Source organism: Pseudomonas sp. GYB4201 (assembly GCF_056312595.1).
In genome coordinates this window covers 80,122-102,155 of the sequence record NZ_JBWGIG010000011.1, presented here as the reverse complement: position 1 = coordinate 102,155, position 22,034 = coordinate 80,122, and the positions used below count along the sequence as shown (strand labels likewise).

At 65.2% G+C, this 22,034-nt stretch carries 26 protein-coding genes and 1 tRNA gene; 13 read left to right on the top strand and 14 right to left on the bottom strand.

The window, feature by feature from the left end; translation table 11 throughout:
• Positions 1-10: 10 nt before the first annotated feature.
• Together AC0Z2B_RS12935 and AC0Z2B_RS12930 are read left to right on the top strand one after the other, a co-directional pair.
• A complete protein-coding gene (locus tag AC0Z2B_RS12935) occupies positions 11-961 on the top strand; it encodes an alpha-E domain-containing protein (RefSeq protein WP_416423092.1) in 951 nt (316 codons plus the stop codon).
• Complete coding sequence (locus tag AC0Z2B_RS12930) at positions 958-1,761, top strand: transglutaminase family protein (protein ID WP_476297058.1); 804 nt, start codon at positions 958-960, stop codon at positions 1,759-1,761. Before AC0Z2B_RS12935 ends, AC0Z2B_RS12930 begins: the two co-directional genes overlap by 4 nt.
• Positions 1,762-1,823: 62 nt before the next feature.
• Here AC0Z2B_RS12930 and AC0Z2B_RS12925 read toward each other — a convergent pair whose 3' ends face one another.
• Positions 1,824-2,240, bottom strand: a complete 417-nt coding sequence (locus AC0Z2B_RS12925; protein ID WP_416423094.1) for a rhodanese-like domain-containing protein — start codon at positions 2,238-2,240, stop codon at positions 1,824-1,826.
• Positions 2,241-2,849: 609 nt separating this feature from the next.
• Here AC0Z2B_RS12925 and AC0Z2B_RS12920 point away from each other — a divergent pair.
• Positions 2,850-3,563, top strand: coding sequence for an amidotransferase (locus tag AC0Z2B_RS12920; protein ID WP_476297056.1), 714 nt, complete (start codon positions 2,850-2,852; stop codon positions 3,561-3,563).
• A gap of 128 nt (positions 3,564-3,691) precedes the next feature.
• On the opposite strand, the gene AC0Z2B_RS12915 is transcribed toward AC0Z2B_RS12920, so the two are convergent.
• The 3 genes from AC0Z2B_RS12915 to AC0Z2B_RS12905 form a co-directional block, all read right to left on the bottom strand.
• Entirely contained in the window at positions 3,692-4,663 is a 972-nt protein-coding gene (locus AC0Z2B_RS12915; RefSeq protein ID WP_416423096.1) for a magnesium and cobalt transport protein CorA, read from the bottom strand.
• A gap of 73 nt (positions 4,664-4,736) precedes the next feature.
• Positions 4,737-5,456, bottom strand: coding sequence for a lysophospholipid acyltransferase family protein (locus tag AC0Z2B_RS12910; protein WP_476297054.1), 720 nt, complete (start codon positions 5,454-5,456; stop codon positions 4,737-4,739).
• A gap of 147 nt (positions 5,457-5,603) precedes the next feature.
• The gene (locus AC0Z2B_RS12905) at positions 5,604-6,299 is read right to left on the bottom strand and encodes a crotonase/enoyl-CoA hydratase family protein (RefSeq protein ID WP_416423098.1); all 696 of its coding nucleotides are present in this window, start codon (positions 6,297-6,299) and stop codon (positions 5,604-5,606) included.
• A 271-nt stretch (positions 6,300-6,570) separates the two neighbouring features.
• Here AC0Z2B_RS12905 and AC0Z2B_RS12900 point away from each other — a divergent pair.
• The 3 genes from AC0Z2B_RS12900 to AC0Z2B_RS12890 all read left to right on the top strand — a co-directional run bounded on the left by AC0Z2B_RS12900 (position 6,571) and on the right by AC0Z2B_RS12890 (position 7,469).
• A tRNA-Ser gene (locus AC0Z2B_RS12900) sits at positions 6,571-6,660 on the top strand.
• Between the two features lie 210 nt (positions 6,661-6,870).
• The gene (locus AC0Z2B_RS12895; RefSeq protein ID WP_476297052.1) at positions 6,871-7,176 is read left to right on the top strand and encodes a type II toxin-antitoxin system RelE/ParE family toxin; all 306 of its coding nucleotides are present in this window, start codon (positions 6,871-6,873) and stop codon (positions 7,174-7,176) included.
• Positions 7,173-7,469: an addiction module antidote protein gene (locus tag AC0Z2B_RS12890; RefSeq protein ID WP_476297050.1), complete on the top strand. Its 297-nt coding sequence runs from the start codon at positions 7,173-7,175 to the stop codon at positions 7,467-7,469. Before AC0Z2B_RS12895 ends, AC0Z2B_RS12890 begins: the two co-directional genes overlap by 4 nt.
• Positions 7,470-7,508: 39 nt before the next feature.
• On the opposite strand, the gene AC0Z2B_RS12885 is transcribed toward AC0Z2B_RS12890, so the two are convergent.
• Positions 7,509-7,901, bottom strand: coding sequence for a hypothetical protein (locus AC0Z2B_RS12885; protein ID WP_416423100.1), 393 nt, complete (start codon positions 7,899-7,901; stop codon positions 7,509-7,511).
• 36 nt (positions 7,902-7,937) lie between these two features.
• Positions 7,938-9,137 (bottom strand): MFS transporter, encoded by a 1,200-nt coding sequence (locus tag AC0Z2B_RS12880; RefSeq protein WP_476297048.1) that lies wholly within the window; start codon positions 9,135-9,137, stop codon positions 7,938-7,940.
• 105 nt (positions 9,138-9,242) lie between these two features.
• Here AC0Z2B_RS12880 and AC0Z2B_RS12875 point away from each other — a divergent pair, with 105 nt between their 5' ends.
• Positions 9,243-10,163 carry a LysR family transcriptional regulator gene (locus AC0Z2B_RS12875; RefSeq protein WP_476297046.1) on the top strand — a complete coding sequence of 307 codons (921 nt, stop codon included), beginning with the start codon at positions 9,243-9,245 and terminating at the stop codon, positions 10,161-10,163.
• Here AC0Z2B_RS12875 and AC0Z2B_RS12870 read toward each other — a convergent pair.
• On the bottom strand, positions 10,115-10,864 hold the full coding sequence (locus AC0Z2B_RS12870) for a 3-oxoacyl-ACP reductase family protein (RefSeq protein ID WP_476297044.1): 750 nt from the start codon (positions 10,862-10,864) through the stop codon (positions 10,115-10,117). The two genes, AC0Z2B_RS12875 and AC0Z2B_RS12870, sit on opposite strands and share 49 nt — an antisense overlap.
• A 124-nt stretch (positions 10,865-10,988) precedes the next feature.
• Here AC0Z2B_RS12870 and AC0Z2B_RS12865 point away from each other — a divergent pair, with 124 nt between their 5' ends.
• Positions 10,989-11,909, top strand: a complete 921-nt coding sequence (locus tag AC0Z2B_RS12865) for a LysR family transcriptional regulator (RefSeq protein WP_416423104.1) — start codon at positions 10,989-10,991, stop codon at positions 11,907-11,909.
• A 326-nt stretch (positions 11,910-12,235) separates the two neighbouring features.
• Here AC0Z2B_RS12865 and AC0Z2B_RS12860 read toward each other — a convergent pair whose 3' ends face one another.
• Both AC0Z2B_RS12860 and AC0Z2B_RS12855 read right to left on the bottom strand, forming a co-directional pair.
• Entirely contained in the window at positions 12,236-12,718 is a 483-nt protein-coding gene (locus AC0Z2B_RS12860) for a GreA/GreB family elongation factor (RefSeq protein WP_476297042.1), read from the bottom strand.
• A 1-nt stretch (position 12,719) separates the two neighbouring features.
• Complete coding sequence (locus AC0Z2B_RS12855; protein ID WP_416423106.1) at positions 12,720-13,088, bottom strand: hypothetical protein; 369 nt, start codon at positions 13,086-13,088, stop codon at positions 12,720-12,722.
• A gap of 103 nt (positions 13,089-13,191) precedes the next feature.
• Here AC0Z2B_RS12855 and earP point away from each other — a divergent pair, with 103 nt between their 5' ends.
• Together earP and AC0Z2B_RS12845 are read left to right on the top strand one after the other, a co-directional pair.
• Positions 13,192-14,325, top strand: a complete 1,134-nt coding sequence (gene earP, locus AC0Z2B_RS12850) for an elongation factor P maturation arginine rhamnosyltransferase EarP (protein WP_476297040.1) — start codon at positions 13,192-13,194, stop codon at positions 14,323-14,325.
• A 47-nt stretch (positions 14,326-14,372) separates the two neighbouring features.
• Positions 14,373-14,942 carry an elongation factor P gene (locus AC0Z2B_RS12845; RefSeq protein WP_008370499.1) on the top strand — a complete coding sequence of 190 codons (570 nt, stop codon included), beginning with the start codon at positions 14,373-14,375 and terminating at the stop codon, positions 14,940-14,942.
• A gap of 77 nt (positions 14,943-15,019) precedes the next feature.
• On the opposite strand, the gene AC0Z2B_RS12840 is transcribed toward AC0Z2B_RS12845, so the two are convergent.
• From AC0Z2B_RS12840 to AC0Z2B_RS12830, 3 genes are all read right to left on the bottom strand, one after another.
• The gene (locus AC0Z2B_RS12840) at positions 15,020-15,439 is read right to left on the bottom strand and encodes an organic hydroperoxide resistance protein (RefSeq protein WP_476297038.1); all 420 of its coding nucleotides are present in this window, start codon (positions 15,437-15,439) and stop codon (positions 15,020-15,022) included.
• A gap of 126 nt (positions 15,440-15,565) precedes the next feature.
• Entirely contained in the window at positions 15,566-16,039 is a 474-nt protein-coding gene (locus AC0Z2B_RS12835; protein WP_416423109.1) for a MarR family winged helix-turn-helix transcriptional regulator, read from the bottom strand.
• 131 nt (positions 16,040-16,170) lie between these two features.
• Positions 16,171-17,025, bottom strand: a complete 855-nt coding sequence (locus AC0Z2B_RS12830) for a LysR family transcriptional regulator (RefSeq protein ID WP_416423110.1) — start codon at positions 17,023-17,025, stop codon at positions 16,171-16,173.
• Positions 17,026-17,121: 96 nt separating this feature from the next.
• On the opposite strand from AC0Z2B_RS12830, the gene AC0Z2B_RS12825 reads away from it, so the two are divergent.
• Together AC0Z2B_RS12825 and AC0Z2B_RS12820 are read left to right on the top strand one after the other, a co-directional pair.
• Positions 17,122-17,343 (top strand): DUF1127 domain-containing protein, encoded by a 222-nt coding sequence (locus AC0Z2B_RS12825; RefSeq protein ID WP_416427557.1) that lies wholly within the window; start codon positions 17,122-17,124, stop codon positions 17,341-17,343.
• Positions 17,344-17,401: 58 nt separating this feature from the next.
• Positions 17,402-18,592, top strand: coding sequence for a winged helix-turn-helix domain-containing protein (locus tag AC0Z2B_RS12820; protein WP_476297036.1), 1,191 nt, complete (start codon positions 17,402-17,404; stop codon positions 18,590-18,592).
• A gap of 107 nt (positions 18,593-18,699) precedes the next feature.
• On the opposite strand, the gene AC0Z2B_RS12815 is transcribed toward AC0Z2B_RS12820, so the two are convergent.
• On the bottom strand, positions 18,700-20,046 hold the full coding sequence (locus tag AC0Z2B_RS12815) for a class II 3-deoxy-7-phosphoheptulonate synthase (protein ID WP_476297034.1): 1,347 nt from the start codon (positions 20,044-20,046) through the stop codon (positions 18,700-18,702).
• Positions 20,047-20,310: 264 nt separating this feature from the next.
• Here AC0Z2B_RS12815 and AC0Z2B_RS12810 point away from each other — a divergent pair, with 264 nt between their 5' ends.
• On the top strand, positions 20,311-21,012 hold the full coding sequence (locus AC0Z2B_RS12810) for a spermidine synthase (protein WP_476297194.1): 702 nt from the start codon (positions 20,311-20,313) through the stop codon (positions 21,010-21,012).
• A 1-nt stretch (position 21,013) separates the two neighbouring features.
• On the opposite strand, the gene AC0Z2B_RS12805 is transcribed toward AC0Z2B_RS12810, so the two are convergent.
• Entirely contained in the window at positions 21,014-21,805 is a 792-nt protein-coding gene (locus tag AC0Z2B_RS12805) for a crotonase/enoyl-CoA hydratase family protein (RefSeq protein ID WP_416423113.1), read from the bottom strand.
• Positions 21,806-22,034 lie beyond the last annotated feature (229 nt).

Sequence of the window (22,034 nt, the reverse complement as noted above, 5' to 3'; positions counted from 1 at the left end):
TGCCTGCCAAATGCTGAGTAGAACTGCCTCTGATCTGTATTGGATGTCACGTTACCTGGAGCGCGCGGAGAACCTGGCGCGCATGCTCGAAGTCAGCTATTCGCTGTCGCTGATGCCCCAGGATGGCCGTGGCGACGGCCTTGAAGAAATGGCCATGCCGCTGTTGATCACCGGCACCCTCGACGACTACCTGGAGCGCCACGGCAAGCTGCACGCCGAACGGCTGCTGCACTTCTTCGCCCTGGACGCCAGCAACCCGGCCAGCCTCTACAGCTGCCTGGGCGCCGCCCGCGCCAGTGCCCATGCCGTGCGTGGGCGCATTACCGCCGACATGTGGGAAAACATCAACGCCACCTGGCTGGAGATTCGCGGCATCGCCGAGCAGGGCCTGGGGCGCTACGGCCTGAGCCGCTTCTGCGAGTGGATCAAGGAACGCTCGCACCTGTTCCGTGGCGCCACCTACGGCACCATCATGCGCAATGACGCGTTCCGCTTCATTCGCCTGGGCACCTTCATCGAGCGCGCCGACAACACCCTGCGCCTGGTGGACGCGCGCTACGAGATGCTGGGCGACGAGGCCGAGCTGGTGGACGAAAGCTCGGCGCGCAGTTACTACCAGTGGAGCGCGCTGCTGCGGGCGCTGTCGTCGTTCGAGGCCTACACGGAGATCTACCGCGACGCGCCCTCGGCCAACAACGTGGCGGAGATGTTGCTGCTGCGCGCCGACGTGCCGCGGTCGCTGCGCGCCTGCACCGAGGAAATCGACCAGATCCTGGCCTCGCTGCCCGGCCTCAACGGCCGCCCGGCCCAGCGCCTGGCCGCCGAGCTGGACGCGCGCCTGCGCTACACCGGCATCGGCGAAATTCTCGACGAGGGGCTGCACGCCTGGCTCACCGAATTCATCCCGCTGGTGGCACAGCTGGGCAACGCCATTCACAGTTCCTACCTGGAGGCAGTATGAGACTCTCCATCAGCCACGAGACCGCCTACCACTACGATGACGAAGTGCGCGCCAGCATCCAGTACCTGCGCCTGACGCCCCACGACAGCGAGCGCCAGCACGTGATCAGTTGGCAGCTGGACCTGCCACGCCATGTGCGCGCGCAGATCGACCCGTTCGGCAACATCCTCCACGTGCTGACCCTGGACGAGCCGCACCACGACATCATCATCGGCGCCCGCGGCCAGGTCGACATCGACGAGACCCGCGAGGCCGAGCACGAATCGCAGTCGCCGTTGCCGTTCCGCCGCTTTACCCGCCTGACCGAGGCCGACGAGGCGCTACGTACGTTCGCCGCGAAAGAATGCGGGCAGCGTACTGACCGTACGGCGCTGATCGACCTGATGCAGGCGCTGAACCAGCACATCACCTACACCCCCGGCGCCACCGAGGTGGACACCAGCGCCGCCCAGGCCTTCGCCGCCCGTGCCGGCGTGTGCCAGGACCACACCCACGCGTTCCTGGCCTGTGCGCGCAGCCTGGGCGTGCCGGCGCGTTATGTGTCGGGGTACCTGTTCAGTGGGGACAGCGAGCACCTGGCCAGCCACGCCTGGGCCGAGGCCTGGCTGGACGACGCCTGGTACAGCTTCGACGTGACCAACCAGCTGGCGCGCCCCGAGCGCCACCTGAAGCTGGCCGTGGGCCTGGACTACCTGGACGCCTGCCCGGTGCGCGGCATGCGCCGTGGTGGTGGCTTCGAGCAGATGCACGCCAAGGTCCACGTGACCCCGACGCCTATGGTGCAAGTGCAGGTGCAGTAACCTGCGCCCGTAGCCGCTGCCGCCAGGCTGCGGCTACGCCAATTCCGCTGATCCCGCCCGCCTCAGCAGTAGAAACTGTCCTTCTGGCACAGCCGGAACAGCGCCGAGTTCAAGTCCATGTAATTGCCGCCGTTGACGATGGCCAGGAACCCGGCTTTCTTCAGCGCCGCTTCCGCCTTGTTGGCGTTCGCGTCGGTGTCGCTGTACAGCACCACGACCTGGGCCTTGTTCTGGATCGCCTTGCCCAGCTGGTAGGCCAGGCCGCGGGCGTCGGTGTCGCTGGAGGAGAGCGGGCGCAGCGACATGTCGACTTGCAGCGCATTATTGATGTGGCCAGCAGAGTACTGGTCATCGGTGCGCACATCGAGAATCATCACGCCATTTCCGATCTGGTCCACCGCCTCGTCAATGTCGACGTAGGCGTGGGCCTGGGTGCTGATCAGCAGTGAAAGGGAAAAGGGGGCAATCCATCTGCGCATGGGCCAATCTCCAGGAATTCAACCTGAAGATTGGCACAGATGCGCAGCGCCCGGTAGCAACGGGTGGCAAATTTTATTCGGCAACCGGTCGGTTGTGTTCAGCCGAACAACCGGGTGAGGTTGGGGAGGATGAGTAGCAGGGTGGTGATGGCGACGATAATGCCCGCCTGGCGTACTTTGTCGTGTTTGAACATGGTTGGCTGCCTTCTTGTTATTCTTCCTTTGCGCCGACTGCGGGCCTTGGGGCCGGGCGAAGACGTGCACCTTTACCGCGATCGCCCGGCGTGCTCGAAAAAGGCCTCGGGCAGCTGAAGCGATATTTCTAACAGTAGGGCCCGGGAAGGCGGTGGCTTAGAACGCTTTGGTCTGGCTTATGCGATAAACAATCGCCAATTTGTCTAGCAGTGGCCTGAACATCTGCTTGATACCCATGCTAGAGAGGCTGCCTGCCTCCGAAGTCAGGTTTGGTGGCTCCCCACCGTTCGTCAGGCGCCGCCCAACGGTACAAAAAGCGCGGTGATCAGCCTTCATGGTCTTGCAAGGCTGCGTCGATTCGCGCAGTCTCAGCGCCGTGCACTGTTGCCTCTAATCGTGTCGGGTATTCTTTCTATGTCGTTACGCATCTGCATCCTGGAAACCGATGTCCTGCGGCCTGAGCTGGTCGAGCAATACCAGGGCTACGGCCGGATGTTCGAACAGCTGTTCGCGCGCCAGCCCGTTGCCGCGCAGTTTTCCATCTATAACGTGCTGAACGGCGAGTACCCGCCCGGGGGCGAGGTGTTCGACGCCTACCTGGTCACCGGCAGCAAGGCCGACTCCTTCGGCACCGACCCTTGGATCCAGACCCTCAAGACTTTCCTGCTGGACCGTTACAAGCGCGGTGACAAGCTGCTGGGCGTGTGCTTCGGCCACCAACTGCTGGCGCTGCTGCTGGGCGGCCATGCTGAGCGAGCCAACCAGGGCTGGGGCGTGGGCGTACATGACTACCAGGTGGACACTACCGCCGAGTGGATGAACCCGCCCGCCAGCGAGCTGGCGCTGTTGATCAGCCACCAGGACCAGGTTACCGCGCTGCCCGAAGGCGCCACCGTGGTGGCCTCCAGCGCGTTCTGCCCGAACGCCGCCTACCATATCGGTGACCAGGTGCTGTGCTTCCAGGGCCACCCGGAGTTCATGCACGACTATTCCCGCGCGCTGCTTGACCTGCGCGTGCAAAGCTTGGGTGAAGAAGTGCACGGCAAAGCCGTGGCTAGCCTGGCGCGCGAACACCAGGGGACCCTGGTAGGCGAATGGATGATGCGCTTCGTCGCGCAGGGCCGCTAACGTTACGATCCCCCACCCATGCGTAGCCGCTGCCGCAGGCTGCGCTGGCTTCTGAGTACGCTGAAGATCTCCAGCGAGGCACAGGGCCAGCGCAGCCTGCGGCAGCGGCTACGCAGAGCGCGCGGCTTCTATAGCCAGCCAGAACGCTTGAAGCTGGCGTACAACGCCCCACACCCCACCGCAATCGCCCCCAGCACCACGAAGTAGCCGTACTGCCAGTGCAGCTCCGGCATGTTCTGGAAGTTCATTCCGTAGATGCCCGCCACCGCCGTGGGAAACGCCAGGATCGCCGCCCAGGCGGCGAACTTGCGCTGCACGATGCTTTGCCGCGACGACTCCAGCAGCATGCCCACCTCGATGGTCTGGCTGGCGATGTCGCGCATGGTGCCCAGGTCTTCCATCTGGCGCGTCACGTGGATCTCCACGTCGCGGAAGTAAGGGCGCATGTTCCGGTCGATGAACGGGAAGTCCAGGCGCTGCAGTTCCTCGCTGATCTCCACCATGGGCGCCACGTAGCGGCGCAGGCGCAGCAGCTCCCGACGCAGGCTGTGCAGGCGCTGCACGTCGGCCTCGCGCAGGCAGTCGGCGAGCACCGCGGCCTCGATCTGCTCGATCTCGGCGTGGATGGCCTCGCTCACCGGCTGGTAGTTCTCGGTGACGAAGTCCAGCAGGGCATACAGCACGAAGTCCTCGCCGTGCTCCAGCAGCAACGGCCGCGCCTCGCAGCGCTGGCGCACCAGCGAGTACGACGCCGAGTGGCCGTTGCGGGCGGTGATGATGTAGCCCTTGCCGGCAAAAATGTGGGTTTCGATGAACTCCAGCTTGCCGTCCTGGCGCACCGGCGAATAGGTGACGATGAACAGCGCGTCGCCGAAGGTTTCCAGCTTCGGCCGGCTGTGTTTTTCCAGCGCGTCTTCTATGGCCAGTTCGTGCAGGCCGAACTGGCGCTGCAGGTTGGCCAGTTCCGCGGCATTGGGCTGTTCCAGCCCGATCCACACGAAGTGCCCGGGCTTCTTGGCCCAGGCAGCGCCTTGATCAAGGCTGATATCAACGACTTTCTTCCCGGCGCTGTAGACCGCCGCGGCAACGACTCGACCCATGGTTTGGCTCTTGTTCTGGTGGCAGTGAATGCAGCTTGGCCTCAGTGTTGAGAGTCGGCAAGCGGCGCGGGGTTCAAGCGCTGCGCACGTCCTGGTCGAGGCCGTCGATGCACTGCTGCATCTGTTCGCGGCACTGGCGCATGAGTTCCGGGATGTCCTTGCTGGTCAGCCCCTGGGTGGAAATGGCCGGCAGCGAGCGCACGGCAACGCGCCCGGCGCGCCAGCGGTTCAGGCGCACGCTGCGGGTGTAGCGGCTCACGCACAGCGGCACGATGGGCACGCCGGCGTCGATGGCCATCTGGAACGCGCCCTTCTTGAACGGCAGCAGGTCGTTGCTGGCGTTGCGCGTGCCTTCGGGGAACACCCAGATCGAGGTGTCGCGCTGCAGGGTGCGGGTGGTGGTCTGCAACGCGCGGCGCGCCTGGTAGGCGTTGCTGCGGTTGATCAGCACGTTGCCGCCCAACCAGAACAGCTGGCCGAAGAACGGCACCCACTTCAGGCTCTTCTTGCCGATGCACACCGTGCGGCGTGGCACCACTTTGCCAAGCATGAACAGGTCGTAGTTGGACTGGTGGTTGGCGATGATCACGCAGCCGGGCGGCTGGTCGAACAGCGGGCCCACCTGGGCGTCCAGGTCGACCCCGAGGATCTTGAGGGCCGGTCGCGAATACAGGCGGGCGAACACCCGGCTGTTGTCGGGATGAAAGGGGCGGCACAGCCCTATCACCAGGCCCACGCCACCCACTGCAAGGAAATGCAGCCCCATCAGAAACATGCGAACGATAAAAAGCATCCAGCGACTCACCTTTGGCAGAGCGCTGGAGTTTAAGGGCGGGGCTGCGGTTGGATCAATTAACTATATGGATAGCCCTGACGCGGCCTGCGGCCGCTGCTACAGCGTAGCAGCGGTCGCAAGGCCGCGTCCGGCCACACCTCAACCTCATGCCGTAACCGAATGCTCCTGGTCGCGGATGATCGCGTCGTCCAGCAACTCCAGCAGCGCCTTGCGTACTTTCAGCTTGGTCTTGCGATGGGCGCTCATGTTGATCTTCTTCAATTGCTGCGCCGCCGCCAGCGCCTGCTCGCGCAGTTGCTCGGCCGGCACCACCACGTCGAGGAAGCCTGCGTCCACGGCGGTCTTGGGCGTGAACATCTCGCCATTGATCACCGAGCGGTGGAAAGCCGCCTTGCCCAGGCGGTCGCGGGCCAGCTCGATACCGGCGTGGTGCATGGTCATGCCGATCTGCACCTCATTCAGGCCAATGCTGAACGGCCCCTCGACGCCGATGCGGTAATCCACCGACAACAGCAGGAACGCACCCTTGGCCACGGCATGGCCCGGGCAGGCGACGACGACGGGGAAGGGGTGCGACAGCAACCGGCGCGCCAGGGTCGAGCCCGACGTGACCAGGCCGATGGCCTGCTGCGGGCCGGCGGTCATGACCTTGAGGTCATAGCCGCCGCTCAGGATGCCAGGCTGGCCGGTGATGATGACCACGGCGCGATCCTGCTCGGCACGGTCCAGCGCTGCATTGAAGGCGGCGATGACCTCCGGGGAAATCGCGTTGACCTTGCCGTTGCTCAGCGTCAGCGTGGCAATGCCATCTTCCAGGTGGTAATCGATCAACTCGCTCATGACGGTGTTCCTTGTTAGGGTTTTGCCGCTGACGTTACCCAGCCCGCAGGGCCAGGTAAAGCGCCGTGACTGACCCGCCAGTCACGCTTGCCGCCGCCACCCGCACCGGCCGGGCAACCCCCGCCCGCCATGGCCGGTTTGCCCCGAACACAGGCCGTTTTCCCCGGATCGGCATAACTGCATGAAAAAATTGAAAAAAATGTTTGCCATCAGAAAAGCTTTCGACTACATTAGCGCGCCTCGACAGACAGAACATGTTTGAAGAGAAAACGGTGAAGTGTCCGAGTGGCTGAAGGAGCACGCCTGGAAAGTGTGTATACAGGAAACTGTATCAAGGGTTCGAATCCCTTCTTCACCGCCATATTCGATACGCAAGAGACCCCTGAAACGGCAACGTTTCAGGGGTTTTTTGTTTGTGCTTGGTTTTCGATGCGGGCAATCGCTTACGTTCTTCCCCTGCATGAGCCCCATTTTTGACTAAGCGTCGATTTCCACCTGGAAATCGGCGTTTTTTGTTTCTGGGTATTGATGTAGGATTGAATGGGTGTAGCCTTTGGGCTACGGTCCGCCCATGACTGATATTCTCAAAAGCGACAGCTTCGTCCATTGGCTGGATGATCTGGCTGACCGGCGTGCTCGGGCGCGCATCCAGGTCCGAATCGATCGCATGGCTTCCGGCGCTATGGGGGACATGAAATCACTGGGGGCGGGCATCCATGAAGCTCGTATCGACTACGGCCCTGGCTACCGGCTGTATTTTCTGCAGCGTGGCGAGTTGTTCATTGTGTTGCTGTGCGGTGGTGACAAAAGCAGCCAGGCGCGCGATATCACACAGGCCAGGCTCATTGCGAAGACCTGGAAGGAGTTGTACCCATGACCGAAGCATTTACTCGCTGGGACTCGGCAGAGCACCTCAAGACCGAGGAAGACATGGCCTTCTACCTGGATGCTTGTATCGAGGAGGCGGGGGACGACCCCGCATTCATTGCCAGGGCGCTGGGCACTATTGCTCGGGCGAGGGGGATGACCCAGGTAGCGCGGGATGCAGGCCTTTCGCGGGAAAGTCTTTATCGCGCGTTGTCGGGAGAGGGGAACCCTGAGCTCGGTACCATTCTCAAGGTGATCAAGGCACTGGGATTGAAACTGCATTTCACCGCGCTGCACTCCTGAAAGCAGCCCCCCTCTCAATGACGGGGGCCACCACCCACTTCAAGCATGCAACCCCTGCAACCTCCCATTCAACTTCGAAAACGTCCGGCTATCCGCCACCGCCGTCAGCTTGCGGCCGTCCTTCAAGGTGGCGATGAACGTCACCTGTTCTTCCTTGCCGCCCAGCCACAGGCCTGCCACCAGCCCGATGGGGCCGGCGACCAGGGCGCCGGCGAAGCCCCAGCCGATGGCGCCGCCCAGGCTGCGGTTGACCTCGTGGTTGGCGACGGTGATGTTCTTGATGCGGTTGAGGGGGATCCGTTCCCCGGGGGAAGGGTGGTTGGCAGTCTTGAGTGTGAGCGATCCATTGCTGTACTCGCCTTCGCACTGCAAGAAATCACCGGCTTTTATTGTCAGCTTCATGGTGGGGATTTCCAGGTTGAATGCATTCATTTTCAAACCTTTGGAATAGCTCAACGCTGACGCAAGTCAATGTCGCGCGACGAGAGGCGACGATTTCGGGCTGCTGCGCCACAGCCACAGGCCGAGGGCCAGCAGGCTGATGGCGGCGCCTGCGGTGACGATGCCCGGCCAGCCGAAGCGGGCGAACAATTGCGTGCCGAGGGCCGAGCCCATGGCGCCGCCAATGAAGTAGCAGGTGATGTAGCCGGCGTTCAGGCGGTTGCGCGCCTGGGGGCGCAGGGCGTAGACGGCGTTCTGGTTGCTGACGTGGGTCAGTTGCACGGCCAGGTCGAGGATCAGCACGCCGGCCAGCAGGGCCCACAGTGATTGCCCGGCGAGTGCCAGGGGCAGCCAGGCCGCGAGCAGGGCGGCGAGGCCGATGAGGGTGGCCAGGTTGCCCTTGCCGCGGTCGGCCAGGCGGCCGGCAGCGCTGGCCGCCAGGGCGCCGGCGGCACCCGCCAGGCCAAACAGGCCGATGGCGGCATCTGAATAGCCGTAGGGCGGGGCGGCCAGCAGGAACGCCAGGGGTGTCCAGAACAGGCCGAACAGGCAGAACGACAGCAGGCCCAGCCAGGCGCGCAGGCGCAGCACCGGTTCTTCCACGAACAGGGTCAGCACCGAGGCCAGCAGTTGCGGGTAGCTGAGCCCGGCCGACTGTTGCCGGCGCGGTAGCGACAGCCCCAGGGCAATGGCGCACAGGCTCAGCAAGGCGGCAGCCAGCAGGTAGATGGTGCGCCAGTCGGCCAGTGAAGACACCAGCCCGGCCGCCGTGCGCGCCAGCAGGATGCCCAGCAGCAGGCCGCTCATCAGCGTGCCCACCACCCGGCCGCGATGCTCGGGTGCCGCCAGGCTGGCGGCCATGGGCACCAGCACCTGGGCCACCACCGAGAACAGGCCGGTCATGGCGGTGCCCAGCAACAGCAGCGGCAGGTTGGGGGCGAACGCGCTGATCAGCAGCCCGGCGGCGCTGAGCAGGGTCATGGTGACGATCAGGCGGCGCTGCTCCAGCAGGTCACCCAGGGGCACCAGCAGGAACAGCCCGGCGCCGTAGCTCAGCTGCGCGGTGATGACGATGGTGCCGGCGCTGGCGGCGCTCAGGCCCAGGTGCTGGGCAATGGTGTGCAGCAACGGCTGGGCGTAATAGTTGCTGGCTACTGTAAGGCCGGTGGCGATGGCCATCAGCAGGATCAGGGCGCTGCTCAACGGTTTTTCACGGGGCGAAGACATGGCGGCTTTCCAAGGCAGTGGCAGTCGGGGCAAGTATCGGTACTGGCTATCCATGACACCAATGTATTGTTGTCATCGAAATGATCGTGAAACGAGATGGGTGCCATGAACCTCAAGCAGATCGAATACGCCCTGGCGGTGGCCGACGAAGGCAGCTTCACGCGCGCGGCGGCGCGCTGCCACACGGTGCAGTCGGCGCTCAGCCACCAGATCGCGCGGTTGGAGCGCCAGCTGGGTGCGCAGTTGTTCGAGCGCACCTCGCGGCGGGTGGCGTTGACCCCGGCGGGCGAGGCGTTCGTGCGCAGCGCCCGTGCCGCGCTGGACGCCACCCGGCGCATTGGCGACGACGTGGCGGCGGCCTGTGGCCAGGTGCGCGGCCGGCTGAGCCTGGGCATGATCTCGTCGCTGACCGGCCTGGACCTGGTGGAGCACATCGCCGCTTTTCACCAGCAATATCCCCAGGTGGATATCCACCTGAATGTGGGGCGCAGTGAATGGATGGTGGAGGAGGTGCGCGGGCGGCGCATGGACGTGGCGATGATCGGCGTGTGGCCGGGTGCGCCAGTGGAGGGGGTGGCGCTCAGGGCGTTGGTGGATGAAGAACTGGTGGCGGTGCTGGCGCCGGGGCATCCGTTGGCGGCCGCGCAGCGCTTGCCGTTGGCGCAGTTGGCGGATCAGCCGTTGGTGGATTTTGCGGCGGGTACCGGCGCGCGGCGGCAGACCGACGAGACGTTTGCGGCCGCCAACCTGGCGCATCGGGTGCAATTCGAGATCACCGACATGCGCCTGGTGGAGCAATTCGTGCGCCGTGGCCTGGCAGTAGGGCTGGTGCCTGCTGCCGTGGCCCAGGGGTTCGAAGGGGTGGTGGCGGTGCCGATCAGCGATGCGCCGGTGCGCCGCGTCTACGCCATCTGGTCGAACACCCCGACCCCGGCCGCCCAGGCCTTTGTCGCGATGCTCGAACAGACCTTGGCCGATCAGGCGCCGAAGCCACCGTCGATGGTCAGGCTGGCGCCAGTGATGTAGCCCGCTTCCGGGCCGGCCAGGTAGCTGACGAAGCTGGCGATCTCGTCGGCATGGCCGTAGCGTTTCACCGCCATGAAGCCCAGCATGATGTCGGCAAAGTCGCCATTGGCCGGGTTCATGTCGGTGTCCACCGGGCCGGGCTGGACGTTGTTGATGGTGATGCCGCGCGGGCCGAGGTCGCGGGCCAGGCCTTTCACCAGGCCCACCAGCGCCGATTTGCTCATGGCGTAGGCGGCGCCGCCTTCAAAGGGCATGCGGTCGGCGTTGGTGCTGCCGATGTTGATGATGCGCCCGCCGTCGCCCATGTGCCTGGCCGCCGCCTGGCTGGCGACGAACACGCTGCGCACGTTGACGGCGTAGGTGCGGTCGAAGTCTTCCAGGCTGAACTCGGCCAATGGGCCGAGGGCCAGCACGCCGGCGTTGTTGACCAGGATGTCAAGGCGGCCGAAGGTTTGCACGGTCTGTTCCACGGCGCCGCGAATGGCGTCGGCGTCGGCGCTGTCGGCCTTGATGGCCAGGGCCTTGCCGCCCTCGGCGGTGATGCTGTCGGCCAGGGCCTGGGCCGGCGCCTGGGAGCTGACGTAGGTGAAGGCCACGGCAGCGCCTTCGCTGGCCAGGCGCTTGACGATGGCGGCGCCGATGCCGCGGGAACCGCCTTGTACCAAGGCCACTTTGCCGCTGAGTTTCGCTTGATTCGACATGAGGGTGCTCCAGTTGCCAAGGCGGAATGCCTTGGTTGATGGGTTCAGTATCGACTGCTGATTATGCTGCCGGTAGACCATGGTTGAGATAGGCTGTGTAAACCAACGGTATCGAATGGCGGCCATGGAAACCTTCAGCAGCATAGAGTGTTTTGTCCGCAGCGCCGAAGCGGGTAGTTTCGCCGAGGCGGCGCGGCGCCTGCACCTGACGCCCGCAGCGGTGGGCAAGAACGTGGCGCGGCTGGAAGCGCGCATGGGCGTGCGCCTGTTCCAGCGCAGCACCCGGCGCTTGACCCTGACCGAGGCGGGGCAGCGCTTCCTGGCGGAGGTCAGCGCCAGTTTCGGGGTGATCCAGAATGCGGTGGCCAACCTGGCCGGCGCCCAGGGGCAGCCGGCGGGCACCTTGCGGGTCAGCATGGGCACGGTGTTCGGGCGCCTGTACGTGGTGCCGCTGCTGGGCGAGTTTCTGCGCCGTTACCCGGACATTGCCCCGGACTGGCATTTCGACAACCGCCAGGTCGATCTGATTGGGCAGGGCTTCGATGCGGCCATCGGCGGCGGGTTCGAGCTACCCCAGGGCGTGGTGGCACGCAAACTGGCGCCGGCCCACCGGGTGCTGGTGGCGTCAGCCGGCTACCTGGCGCGGCGCGGACCGGTGCGCACCCCCGAAGACCTGGAGCAGCAGGACGGCATCCTGATTCGCTCGCCGCAGACCGGGCGGGTGCGCAGTTGGCCGTTGACCGGGCGCCAGCAGGCGCAGGCAGAATTGCGTTTGCCGGCGCGCATGACCCTCAGCGATTCCGATGCTGCGTGCGTGGCGGCGCAGCAGGATTTGGGCATTGCCCTGGTGAGCATGCCGTTCGCGGTGCCGTACCTACAGGCAGGGACGTTGCAGCGGGTGTTGCCGGACTGGTACGTGGATGATGGGCATATCTGGCTGTACTACGCCGAGCATAAATTGCTGCCGGGCAAGACCCGGGCGTTCATTGATTACTTGCTGGAACAGTTCACGGCCCAACGCCTGGCCGAGCGTTTCACCGCTTGAAAGCCCCGTAGCAGCTGCCGCAGGCCGCGTCCGCCCCCAACGCGGTATACCTGAAAAAGCGCGGTGCTTGGGGACGCGGCCTGGCGGCCGCTGCTACGGGTCATGCGGCGTGGATAACCCGTAGCAGCTGCCGCAGGCCGCGTCCGCCCCCAACGTGGTATACCTGGAAAAGCGCGGTGCCTGGGGACGCGGCCTGGTGGCCGCTGCTACGGGGCATGCGGCGTGGATGACCCGTAGCAGCTGCCGCAGGCTGCGTCCGCCCCCAACGCGGTATACCTGGAAAAGCGCGGTGCCTGGGGACGCGGCCTGGTGGCCGCTGCTACGGGTCATGTGACGTGGATGACGGTGTAGGCCTGGCGCACGGCTGCCACGGTGATGTTGACCTCGTCATCCTCGCGCTTGCCCAGCAGGCTCTGGCCCAGCGGCGAACGCGGGGTGATGACGGTGACCAGGCGCCCGTTAAGGGTGATCTTCAGCCCCGCCGCCTCGGGCCCCAGGAACAGCCACTGCAGCTGGCCGTTCTCGGCCTCCAGGGTCACCAGCGCGCCGACTTCGATGCCGCGCTGTTCGTCGTATTCCCGCAGGGTCAACTGCTGGTACAGCCCCTGCGCCTGGCGGATTTCTTCCATGCGCCGCGCCTGCCCGGTGGCCAGGTACGAAGCCTCCAGGCCCAGGGTGTCGTATTTGTTTTCGGCGACGTTCTCTTCGTGGGTCGCGGTTTCGTAGGCGGTCTGGGCGGCGCGCTGCAGCACGTCGAAGTCTTGCGCCAGGCGTTCGACGATCACCTGCCGCAGGGCGTGCTTGTCCATTTCAGTTGCAGAACTTGAGTACATTGGTGCGGCTCTTGTCGGTCGGGGCAGTGCGGTCCTGCTGCAGCCAGAACTGGCACTTGGGGTCCTGGCTGTGGTTCTGCGCGTCGCCCTGGCTCTGTTCCTGGCGGCGCAGGTTGTCCTTGTACTGGTCGAACATTGCCGAGCTGTCGTCCGGGGCGCGCATGGCCGGCGGCGGTGGCGCCGGGGTGGCCACGGCCAGCGGCGCGTTGAAGAACAGCTTGTAGCCCAGCCAGGTGGTCAGGGCGATGGCCAGGAACCCCAGCCAGATACCCAGGGCAATGCAGCCCACCAGTTGCGCGGGGTTGAGGGTGACGAGCAATTGGCGGTGATTGGGACGGTAGGGCATGACGGGCCTCCTGGCGGCGCGGGCAGGGTTATGATTGTCTCACGAGCGATGACTTTGCCTCTACAATGCCCGATTTTGCCCGGAGGGCGTGATGGAAGCGAACATGAAAGCCTCCTGGGACATTTTCTGCTGTGTGGTCGACAACTTCGGCGACATCGGCGTGACCTGGCGCCTGGCCCGGCAGCTGGCCGCCGAACATGACGTGGCCGTGCGCCTGTGGGTCGACGACCTGAAATCTTTCGAGCGCCTGTGGCCGGCGGTGCAGCCGAGCCTGGCCAGCCAACGCCACGAAGGCGTAGAGATTTGCCAGTGGCCGCAGCAGTGGCCCGCCGTGCAGGCCGCCGACGTGGTCATCGAAGCCTTCGGCTGCAAACTGCCGGCGGACTATCGCGCGGCCATGGCCGCCCGCGTTGTACCTGCCCTGTGGCTGAACCTGGAATACCTCAGCGCCGAGGGCTGGGTGTCGGGTTGCCATGGCCTGCCATCGCCGCAGCCGGACCGCTTGCAGAAGTATTTCTTCTTTCCCGGCTTTGTCGAGAAAACCGGTGGGTTGTTGCGTGAAAGCGGCTTGCTGGCGCGCCGCCAGGCGTTCCAGGCCGACCCCGAGGCGCGCCGCGCGTTCCTGGCCAGCCTGGGCGTGACAGTGGCACCAGGCGCCCGGCTGGTGTCGTTGTTTGCCTACGAGAACGCCAGCCTGGCCGGGTGGTTCGACGCCATGGCCGCCGATGCCTCGCCCACCCACGTGCTGGTGCCCCAGGGCCGTGTGCTGGGGGACGTGCAGGCGTGGCTGGCGGTAGATGAGCTGGCGGTGGGCGCCGTGCATCGTCGTGGCGCCCTGACCGTGCAGGTGGTGCCGTTCGTCCGCCAGGACCAGTACGACCTGCTGCTGTGGAGCTGCGACTTCAACGCCGTGCGCGGCGAAGACTCGTTCGTACGCGCGCAATGGGCCGGGCAACCACTGTTGTGGCACATCTATGAACAGGAAGAGTACGCGCACTGGGAGAAGCTCGAAGCCTTCCTGGCGCTCTATGTCGAGGCCTTGAGCCCGGCGGCGGGGCAGGCGCTGACCGACCTGTGGCGCGCCTGGAACCAGGGCCTGGCCATGGCCGACAGCTGGCGGCGGGTGCTGGAACACTGGCCGGAGCTGGCCGCCAATGCCCGCCAATGGGGCGAAAAACAGGCCGCTCAGCCTGATCTTGCGACGGCGCTGGTACAGTTTTACCGAAATTGGATATGATACGCGGCCTAGATTTTTGTAAATCCATCCAAATTCGGATATTCGCAATGAAAACTGGTAAAGAGCTTAAACCCGGTACCGTGATCCGTATCGACAACGACCCTTGGCTGGTTCAGAAAGCTGAATTCACCAAGTCGGGCCGTAACAGCGCGATCATGAAGACCAAGCTGAAGAACCTGCTGACCGGCTACAAGACTGAAACCGTCTACAGCGCCGACGACAAGCTGGACGACGTGATCCTGGATCGCAAGGAAGCCACCCTGTCCTTCATCAGCGGTGACTCCTACACGTTCATGGACACCACTGACTACACCATGTACGAGCTGAACGCCGAAGACATCGAATCGGTACTGCCATTCGTTGAAGAAGGCATGACCGACGTCTGCGAAGCCGTATTCTTCGAAGGCCGCCTGGTTTCCGTTGAGCTGCCGACCACTATCGTGCGTCAGATCGACTACACCGAAGGTTCGGCTCGTGGCGACACTTCCGGCAAGGTCATGAAGCCTGCCAAACTGAAGAACGGCACCGAGCTGAGCGTTGCCGACTTCATCGAGATCGGCGACATGATCGAGATCGATACCCGCGAAGGCGGTTCGTACAAAGGTCGCGCCAAGTAATTCTGGCCCTTCCTGCGTAACAAAAAGCCCGACCATGAGTCGGGCTTTTTTGTGCCTGGGATTCGTGCGCCGCAGGCTTACACCGCGACGTGCAGGCGGACGTCGACGTTGCCGCGGGTGGCGTTGGAGTACGGGCACACCAGGTGGGCGGCGTCTACCAGCGCCTGGGCGTCGGTTTGTTCCAGGCCCGGCAGGCTGATGCGCAGGTCGATGTCCAGGCCGAAACCGCCAGGGATCTGGCCGATGCCCACTTCGGCAGTGATGCGGGTGTCGGCGGGCAGGGCGCGCTTGGCCTGGCCGGCGACGAATTTCAGCGCGCCGATGAAGCAGGCCGAGTAGCCGGCGGCGAACAGCTGTTCAGGGTTGGTGGCTTCGCCGCCGGCGCCGCCCAGTGCCTTGGGGGTGGCCAGTTTCACGTCAAGGATGTTGTCGCTGGACACGGCGCGGCCATCACGACCACCGGTAGCAGTTACGGTTGCGGTATAGAGCGTTTGCATGGTGACACCTCAAGGCTGAATGTTTGGGGGTGTTGTCTGGGTACAGGGTTAGATTAGTGCGCCAATAGTTTGCGCGCAAGATAAATAATCGAAGGGCACGACGAACGGCGCACCCGTGGGCGGGGATCAGAGGCTTTCGTGCAGGTTGCCGCGCAGCTCCAGCAGGTCGCCCTGCAGCTTTTTCAGGCGTTCCACGGTCTCGCCGGTGGCGGCCAGGATGCAGCCGGGGATGGTCTTGGCCTTCTCGCGCAGGGCGCGGCCCTGGTCGGTGAGTTGCACGATCACCACGCGCTCGTCTTCACGGCTGCGGGTGCGGCTGAGCAGGCCTTCGGCTTCCAGGCGCTTGAGCAGCGGGGTCAGCGAACCGGGGTCGGTCAGCAGCCGGGTGCTGATTTCGCCCACGGTCAAACCGTCCTTTTCCCACAGCACCATCATGGTCAGGTACTGCGGGTAGGTGAGCTCCAGGGCTTGCAACAGCGGTTTGTAGACCTTGGTCATCAGCAGGGAGGTGGAGTACAGGGCAAAGCACAATTGGCTGTCGAGCAGCAGATCGTCGCAATGGCCTTCGGCAGCGCTGGAAGTGGGGCGGTCGGCGTTCATGCTGATCCTTGATTCAATTGAAGCGGGCGAATTTAGCGTCGAGGTGTTTAACGCGCCAGCTAATTCATCATGGCCGTATGGGCGGCTTCTTGAAAGGTTTGAGCCACGGACCGCGTCCATAGTTCGTTAAATTACAACTTGAAGCCCTCGGCGATATGGTCGGCCAGGCAGTCGGTGATCGCGTTCTGCGTGCTGTCGTTGCGCAGCAGCATGATGCTGGCCATGGGCAGCTGCGGCAGGCCCTCGGCTTCACCGAGGATGCGCAGGTCCGGGGTGATCAGGCTCTGCAGCTGCGCGGTCACCGCAAGGCCGGCGCTGACCACTGCCATGATCGCCGCCAGGCTGGGGCTGGAGTAGGCGATGCGGTAGGGCTTTTGCCGCGCGTCCAGGGCGTTGCAGGCCCAGATGCGGCAGAAGCAGTCGTTGTTGAACATGGCCAGCGGGATGGGGTTCTGCTCCACGGGGTTGAAGCCGATGGCCTGGGCCCACACGAAGCGTTCGTGGCGCAGCATCTGGCCGATCTCGCTGCCGGGCTCGCGGGTGACGATGGTCAGGTCCAGGTCCTGGCGCTGCATCAGTTGCTTGGAGCTTTCGCAATGCACCTCTACCTGCACCAGCGGGTAGGCCTGGGCGAACTGCGAGAGGATGCCGGGTAGAAAGCGCATGGCGTAGTCGTCCGGCGTGCCGATGCGCACTGTGCCGACCATGTGCGGCTCGCGCAGGGTGGTGAACACTTCGCTGTGCAGCTTGAGGATGCGCCGCGCATAGCCCAGCAGGATCTGGCCTTCGGCAGTCAGGCGTACCTGGCGGCCGTCGCGCTCGAACAGCTGGCGCTGGAGGATGTCTTCCTCCAGGCGCTTCATTTGCATGCTCACCGCCGACTGGGTGCGGTTGACGCGCTCGCCGGCACGGGTAAAGCCGCCCTCATCGGCGATGGCGACGAAGGTGCGCAACACCTCTGAGTCGATGCTCTGGTACTGGGACATTCATCAATCTCCGAGATGCTAGGCATAAGAAACATTCGTTGGATTGATCATAAGCCCGGCGCGACACTGAGTCATCCCCAACTGGAGGGTCGGATGATGAAAGGTCAAAAGGGTTATGTGCTGGTGATGCGGGTGCCGTTCCACGGTGTGTCGTTCCAGGGCCTGTTGCAGCGTGTGCGGCGCTGGCGGCAGTTGGCCTGGGAGCGTCGGCAATTGGCGGCCATGAGTGACGACATGCTCAAGGACATCGGCATGTCCCGGGCCGACGTCAGTCGCGAGACCGAACGGCCGTTCTGGGATGATCCACTGAAGAAATAAGCGCTGGCGAGGCGCCGGTGCCAGGGCTACCGTAGGGCAGGTTCACAAGGAGTGGTGCATGCCCGACTCATTGTCCATTGCCCAGGCCCGGCGCCTCGCGCTGGCCGCCCAGGGGTTCGCCCCGCGGCCGTTGCGCACGGCGCTGGGGCCCGGGCACCTGCTGAAGATGGTGCAGCGCCTGGGTGTGCTGCAGATCGACTCGGTGAACGCTGTGGTGCGTTCCCATTACCTGCCGCTGTTCTCGCGACTGGGCCCTTACTCCCACGGCATGCTCGATGACATGGCCTGGGGCCGTGGGCGCCAGCGCAAACTGTTCGAATACTGGGGCCACGAAGCCTCGCTGCTGCCCCTGGAGCTTTACCCGGCCATGGCCTGGCGCATGGCCAGGGCTGCCCAGGGCAAGGGCATCTACAAGCAGCTGGCGCGCTTTGGCCTGGAGCAGAAGCCGGTGCTGGCGCGGGTGCTGGATGCCGTGCGCGAGCAGGGCGCCTTGGGCGCTGGCAGCCTGTCCACCCGCCAGGAGCGCGCCGGGCCCTGGTGGGACTGGAGCGCGGAAAAACATGCGCTGGAATGGCTGTTTGCCGCCGGCGAGCTGACGGTGGCGGGGCGGCGTGGCTTCGAGCGTCTTTACGACTTGCCCGAACGGGTGATCCCGGCGGCGGTGCTGGCAGCGCCTGCGCCCGACCTGGCCCAGGCCCAGCGCCAGCTATTGCTGCACGCGGCCACCGCGTTGGGCGTGGCCACCGAGAAAGACCTGCGTGATTACTTTCGCCTGGAGCCTGGCGACACCCGCGCGCGCCTGGCCGAGCTGGTGGAAGACCGCCAGCTGCAGCGTTGCAGCGTAGAGGGCTGGGCGCAGCCGGCGTACCTGCTGCGTCAGGTGCGCATCCCGCGCCAGGTCACGGCCAGCGCCTTGCTGTCGCCTTTCGATTCGCTGGTGTGGGAGCGCGACCGCACCGAGCGGCTGTTCGATTTCCGCTACCGGCTGGAGATCTACACGCCGTCGCACAAGCGCGTGTACGGCTATTACGTGCTGCCGTTCCTGCACAACGAGCAGATCGTGGCGCGGGTGGACGTGCGGGCGGCACGCGCCACGGGTGAGCTGCGCGTGCTGGCGGTGCACGATGAACAGGGGCGCCTGGACGCCGAAGGCCTGGCGGCCCTGGCCGGGCAGTTGAAGGCGATGGCAGGGTGGCTGGGGCTGGCGTCGGTCACCCTGGAGTGCCAGCGCCATACGCCATTTCTGTAGCCGCTGCCGCAGGCTGCGCTGGACCTGAGCCACACCGAAAATCTTCAGTGTACCCAAGGGCCAGCGCAGCCTGGCGGCAGCGGCTACGGGGCTGCGGTGGCGGTAATCTAGCGGCGGACCTGCTTCAGCGTCTCGGCAATCATGAACGCCAGTTCCAGCGACTGGTCGGCGTTCATCCGTGGGTCGCAGTGGGTGTGGTAGCGGTCCGACAGGCCATCTTCGGTGATCGGCCGGGCGCCGCCGATGCATTCGGTGACGTTCTGCCCGGTCATCTCGATGTGGATGCCGCCAGCGTAGGTGCCCTCGGCCTCGTGGGCCTGGAAGAACTGCTTCACCTCGCTGAGGATCTGTGCGAAGTCACGGGTCTTGTAGCCGCTGCTGGCCTTGATGGTGTTGCCGTGCATGGGGTCGGAACTCCACAGCACCTGGCGGCCCTCGGCCTTCACCGTGCGCAGCAGGCGGGGCAGGTGGTCGGCGACCTTGCCGGCGCCCATGCGCGCGATCAGGTTCAGGCGGCCGGGGTCGTTGTCCGGGTTGAGGGCGTCGATCAGGCGGATCAGCTCGTCTGGCTGCATGCTCGGGCCGACCTTGACGCCGATGGGGTTGTTCACCCCGCGCAGGAACTCCACGTGGGCGCCGTCGAGCTGGCGGGTGCGGTCGCCGATCCAGAGCATGTGCGCCGAGCAGTCGTAGTAGTCGTTGGTCAGGCTGTCACGGCGCACGAAGGCTTCTTCGTAGTTGAGCAGCAGCGCCTCGTGGGCGGTGAAGAAGCTGGTCTCGCGCAGTTGCGGTGCGCTGTCCAGGCCGCAGGCGCGCATGAACGCCAGGGTCTCGTCAATGCGGTCGGCCAGCTGGTGGTACTTGTGCGCCAGCGCCGATTCGGCGATGAAGTCCAGGTTCCACTTGTGCACCTGGTGCAGGTCGGCGAAACCGCCCTGGGCGAAGGCGCGCAGCAGGTTGAGGCTGGCCGTGGACTGGTGGTAGGCCTGCAGCAGGCGCTCCGGGTCGGGGGTGCGGCTTTTCTCGTCGAAGCCGATGCCGTTGACGATGTCGCCGCGGTAGGCGGGCAGGGTGACGCCGTCGATGGTTTCGTCATTGGCCGAACGCGGCTTGGCGAACTGCCCGGCCATGCGCCCGACTTTCACCACCGGGCAGCCGGCGGCGAAGGTCATGACAATGGCCATCTGCAGCAGCACCTTGAAGGTGTCGCGGATCTTCGCCGCCGAGAACTCGGCGAAGCTTTCCGCGCAGTCGCCGCCCTGCAGCAGGAACGCGCGGCCCTGGGTGACCTCGGCGAACTGCCGGCGCAGCTCGCGGGCCTCGCCGGCGAACACCAGCGGCGGGTAGCTGGCCAAGGTCTGCTCCACGTGGGCCAGGCGCCTGGCGTCGGGGTAGAAGGGTTGTTGCTGGATCGGCAAGGCGCGCCAGCTGTCGGGGCTCCACGGAAGGCTCATGACAGGCTCTTATTCAAGGTGTTGATAGGTGAGTCGATGGTACCACCACGCACCTCCCGTAGCAGCGGCCGCAAGGCCGCGTCCATGGCCTGCGCGGTGCCTGTGACGCGGCCTGGGGCCGCTGCTACGGTGTGCGCTGGGCCAATAAATGCGACAATCGCATTTTTCCAGGCTTGATGAGCGCCCGTGGTGCAAGACAACGAACCCGAAGTAACCCGTGAGCGCGTCGAGCGTCTGCTGGCCGAAGTGCATGATCAGTTCGGCATGATCCGTGTGCTGGAAGTGGAGGATTACCGCTTCCTGGAGTTTGGCGATGCCATCGAGCAGAGCTGCGTGTTCACCGCCGACCCCAGCTGGCTGGAGTACGACTACACCCGCGCCATGCTGATTGGCGCGCTGTGCCACGAACAGCCCGAGAGCGCGCTGTTCCTGGGCCTGGGCGCCGGTACCCTGACCCAGGCGTGCCTGAAGTTCCTGCCGCTGGAGGACGTCGAGGCCATCGAGCTGCGCCCCGACGTGCCGCGCCTGGCCATCGAGTTCCTGGGCCTGGACGACGACCCGCGGCTGTACATCCGCACTGGCGACGCCATCGAGCTGTTGCCCACCGCGGAGCCTGCGGACCTGATTTTCGTCGACCTGTACACCGATCACGGCCCGGGCGTGGGCCACCTGGCCTGGCGTTTCCTGGAAGACTGCCAGAAGCGCCTGAACCCGGGCGGCTGGCTGGTCATCAACCAGTGGGCGGGCGATGACGGCAAGCCGTTGGGCGCGGCGCTGCTGCGCGGCCTGTACCACCGCCACTATTGGGAGCTGCCGGTGACCGAGGGCAACGTGATCCTGATCATTCCCGCCGAACTGGACCAGGACCTCGACTTCGACGGCCTGAAAGCCCGCGCCGATGCCCTGGCGCCGCGCCTGGGCTACTCGCTGCAGGCGCTGATCGCGCAGCTGCGCCCGGCCTCCTGAGTCACTGCCCGGTAAAGGTGCCGGGCCGGCGCTCGTGAAACGCCGCCAGCCCCTCGCGGGCGTCGTCGCTGCCCAGCAGCAGGTGCGCCTGGGCGTGCAGGGTGGCGACGCTGGCCGCCTCGCCCTCCAGCACCGCCAGCCGTGCCGAGGCCAGGGTGGCCTTGACGCCCAGCGGCGCCTGGGCGGCAATCCGTTCGGCCAGGTGCAGGGCGTTGGGCAGCAGGTCCTCGCTGGCCATCACTTCCTGCACCAGCCCCAGGCGCAGGGCCTCGTGGGCATCGAATTCGTCACCGGTCAGCAACCAGCGCATGGCGTTGCCCCAGCCGGCTATCTGTTGCAGGCGCACGGTGGCGCCGCCGAAGGGAAACAGGCCGCGCTGCACCTCCATCTGCGCGAAGCGCGTGTTGCTGGCGCACAGGTTGATGTCGGCGGCCAGCATCAGCTCGATGCCGATGGTCAGGCAATAGCCTTGGGCGGCGACGATCAGCGGTTTGCTCAAGGTCGGCCCCAGGCCCACGCGCCACGGGTCCAGGCCGCCTTCCGGCAGCTTCCAGCCCTGCACAAAGGCGGTGTTCACCGCCGCCAGGTCGAGGCCGGCGCTGAAGTGCTCGCCGTGGCCGTACAGCACCGCGGCGCGGGCGGCCGGCTCGCGCTCGTACTCGCCGTAGGCCAGGCTCAATTGTTCCAGCAGGGGCAGGTCGAAGGCGTTGCGCTTGGCGGCGCGGTCCAGGCCGATCAACATCACGTTGCCACGCAGTTCGCGGCTGACGTGGCCGGGGCAGGGTTGGCTCATATCGGCATCCTCGGGGGCAAGGGGTGAAACGATTAAGCCAGGGCGCCGGGCGCGCAGGTCTCTAGCAAAATAGACGCGCGGCCGATGTTGCGCAAAGCCTGTGACAATCGTGGGTTCAGCCGTCTGATAACGATAAAAAACTCTCACGTGCACGGCGATTTCAGGTATAGTGCGCGCCGGTCTTTAATCAGGCCACGTTTAGGTAGCGCAATCCCCCGAAGACAACTTC

Coding starts and splice junctions, on each gene's coding strand:
- AC0Z2B_RS12935 (WP_416423092.1), top strand. CDS start 11: ATGCTGAGTAGAACTGCCTCTGATCTGTATTGGATGTCACGTTACCTG.
- AC0Z2B_RS12890 (WP_476297050.1), top strand. CDS start 7,173: ATGACCGAAGCATTTACTCGCTGGGACTCGGCAGAGCACCTCAAGACC.
- AC0Z2B_RS12860 (WP_476297042.1), bottom strand. CDS start 12,718: ATGGACAAGCACGCCCTGCGGCAGGTGATCGTCGAACGCCTGGCGCAA.
- AC0Z2B_RS12855 (WP_416423106.1), bottom strand. CDS start 13,088: ATGCCCTACCGTCCCAATCACCGCCAATTGCTCGTCACCCTCAACCCC.
- AC0Z2B_RS12840 (WP_476297038.1), bottom strand. CDS start 15,439: ATGCAAACGCTCTATACCGCAACCGTAACTGCTACCGGTGGTCGTGAT.
- AC0Z2B_RS12825 (WP_416427557.1), top strand. CDS start 17,122: ATGAAAGGTCAAAAGGGTTATGTGCTGGTGATGCGGGTGCCGTTCCAC.
- AC0Z2B_RS12885 (WP_416423100.1), bottom strand. CDS start 7,901: ATGAATGCATTCAACCTGGAAATCCCCACCATGAAGCTGACAATAAAA.
- AC0Z2B_RS12915 (WP_416423096.1), bottom strand. CDS start 4,663: ATGGGTCGAGTCGTTGCCGCGGCGGTCTACAGCGCCGGGAAGAAAGTC.
- AC0Z2B_RS12805 (WP_416423113.1), bottom strand. CDS start 21,805: ATGAGCCAACCCTGCCCCGGCCACGTCAGCCGCGAACTGCGTGGCAAC.
- AC0Z2B_RS12810 (WP_476297194.1), top strand. CDS start 20,311: ATGATCCGTGTGCTGGAAGTGGAGGATTACCGCTTCCTGGAGTTTGGC.
- AC0Z2B_RS12880 (WP_476297048.1), bottom strand. CDS start 9,137: ATGTCTTCGCCCCGTGAAAAACCGTTGAGCAGCGCCCTGATCCTGCTG.
- AC0Z2B_RS12835 (WP_416423109.1), bottom strand. CDS start 16,039: ATGAACGCCGACCGCCCCACTTCCAGCGCTGCCGAAGGCCATTGCGAC.
- AC0Z2B_RS12845 (WP_008370499.1), top strand. CDS start 14,373: ATGAAAACTGGTAAAGAGCTTAAACCCGGTACCGTGATCCGTATCGAC.
- AC0Z2B_RS12820 (WP_476297036.1), top strand. CDS start 17,402: ATGCCCGACTCATTGTCCATTGCCCAGGCCCGGCGCCTCGCGCTGGCC.
- AC0Z2B_RS12815 (WP_476297034.1), bottom strand. CDS start 20,046: ATGAGCCTTCCGTGGAGCCCCGACAGCTGGCGCGCCTTGCCGATCCAG.
- AC0Z2B_RS12870 (WP_476297044.1), bottom strand. CDS start 10,864: ATGTCGAATCAAGCGAAACTCAGCGGCAAAGTGGCCTTGGTACAAGGC.
- AC0Z2B_RS12925 (WP_416423094.1), bottom strand. CDS start 2,240: ATGCGCAGATGGATTGCCCCCTTTTCCCTTTCACTGCTGATCAGCACC.
- AC0Z2B_RS12910 (WP_476297054.1), bottom strand. CDS start 5,456: ATGCTTTTTATCGTTCGCATGTTTCTGATGGGGCTGCATTTCCTTGCA.
- AC0Z2B_RS12875 (WP_476297046.1), top strand. CDS start 9,243: ATGAACCTCAAGCAGATCGAATACGCCCTGGCGGTGGCCGACGAAGGC.
- earP (WP_476297040.1), top strand. CDS start 13,192: ATGAAAGCCTCCTGGGACATTTTCTGCTGTGTGGTCGACAACTTCGGC.
- AC0Z2B_RS12930 (WP_476297058.1), top strand. CDS start 958: ATGAGACTCTCCATCAGCCACGAGACCGCCTACCACTACGATGACGAA.
- AC0Z2B_RS12895 (WP_476297052.1), top strand. CDS start 6,871: ATGACTGATATTCTCAAAAGCGACAGCTTCGTCCATTGGCTGGATGAT.
- AC0Z2B_RS12830 (WP_416423110.1), bottom strand. CDS start 17,025: ATGTCCCAGTACCAGAGCATCGACTCAGAGGTGTTGCGCACCTTCGTC.
- AC0Z2B_RS12905 (WP_416423098.1), bottom strand. CDS start 6,299: ATGAGCGAGTTGATCGATTACCACCTGGAAGATGGCATTGCCACGCTG.
- AC0Z2B_RS12920 (WP_476297056.1), top strand. CDS start 2,850: ATGTCGTTACGCATCTGCATCCTGGAAACCGATGTCCTGCGGCCTGAG.
- AC0Z2B_RS12865 (WP_416423104.1), top strand. CDS start 10,989: ATGGAAACCTTCAGCAGCATAGAGTGTTTTGTCCGCAGCGCCGAAGCG.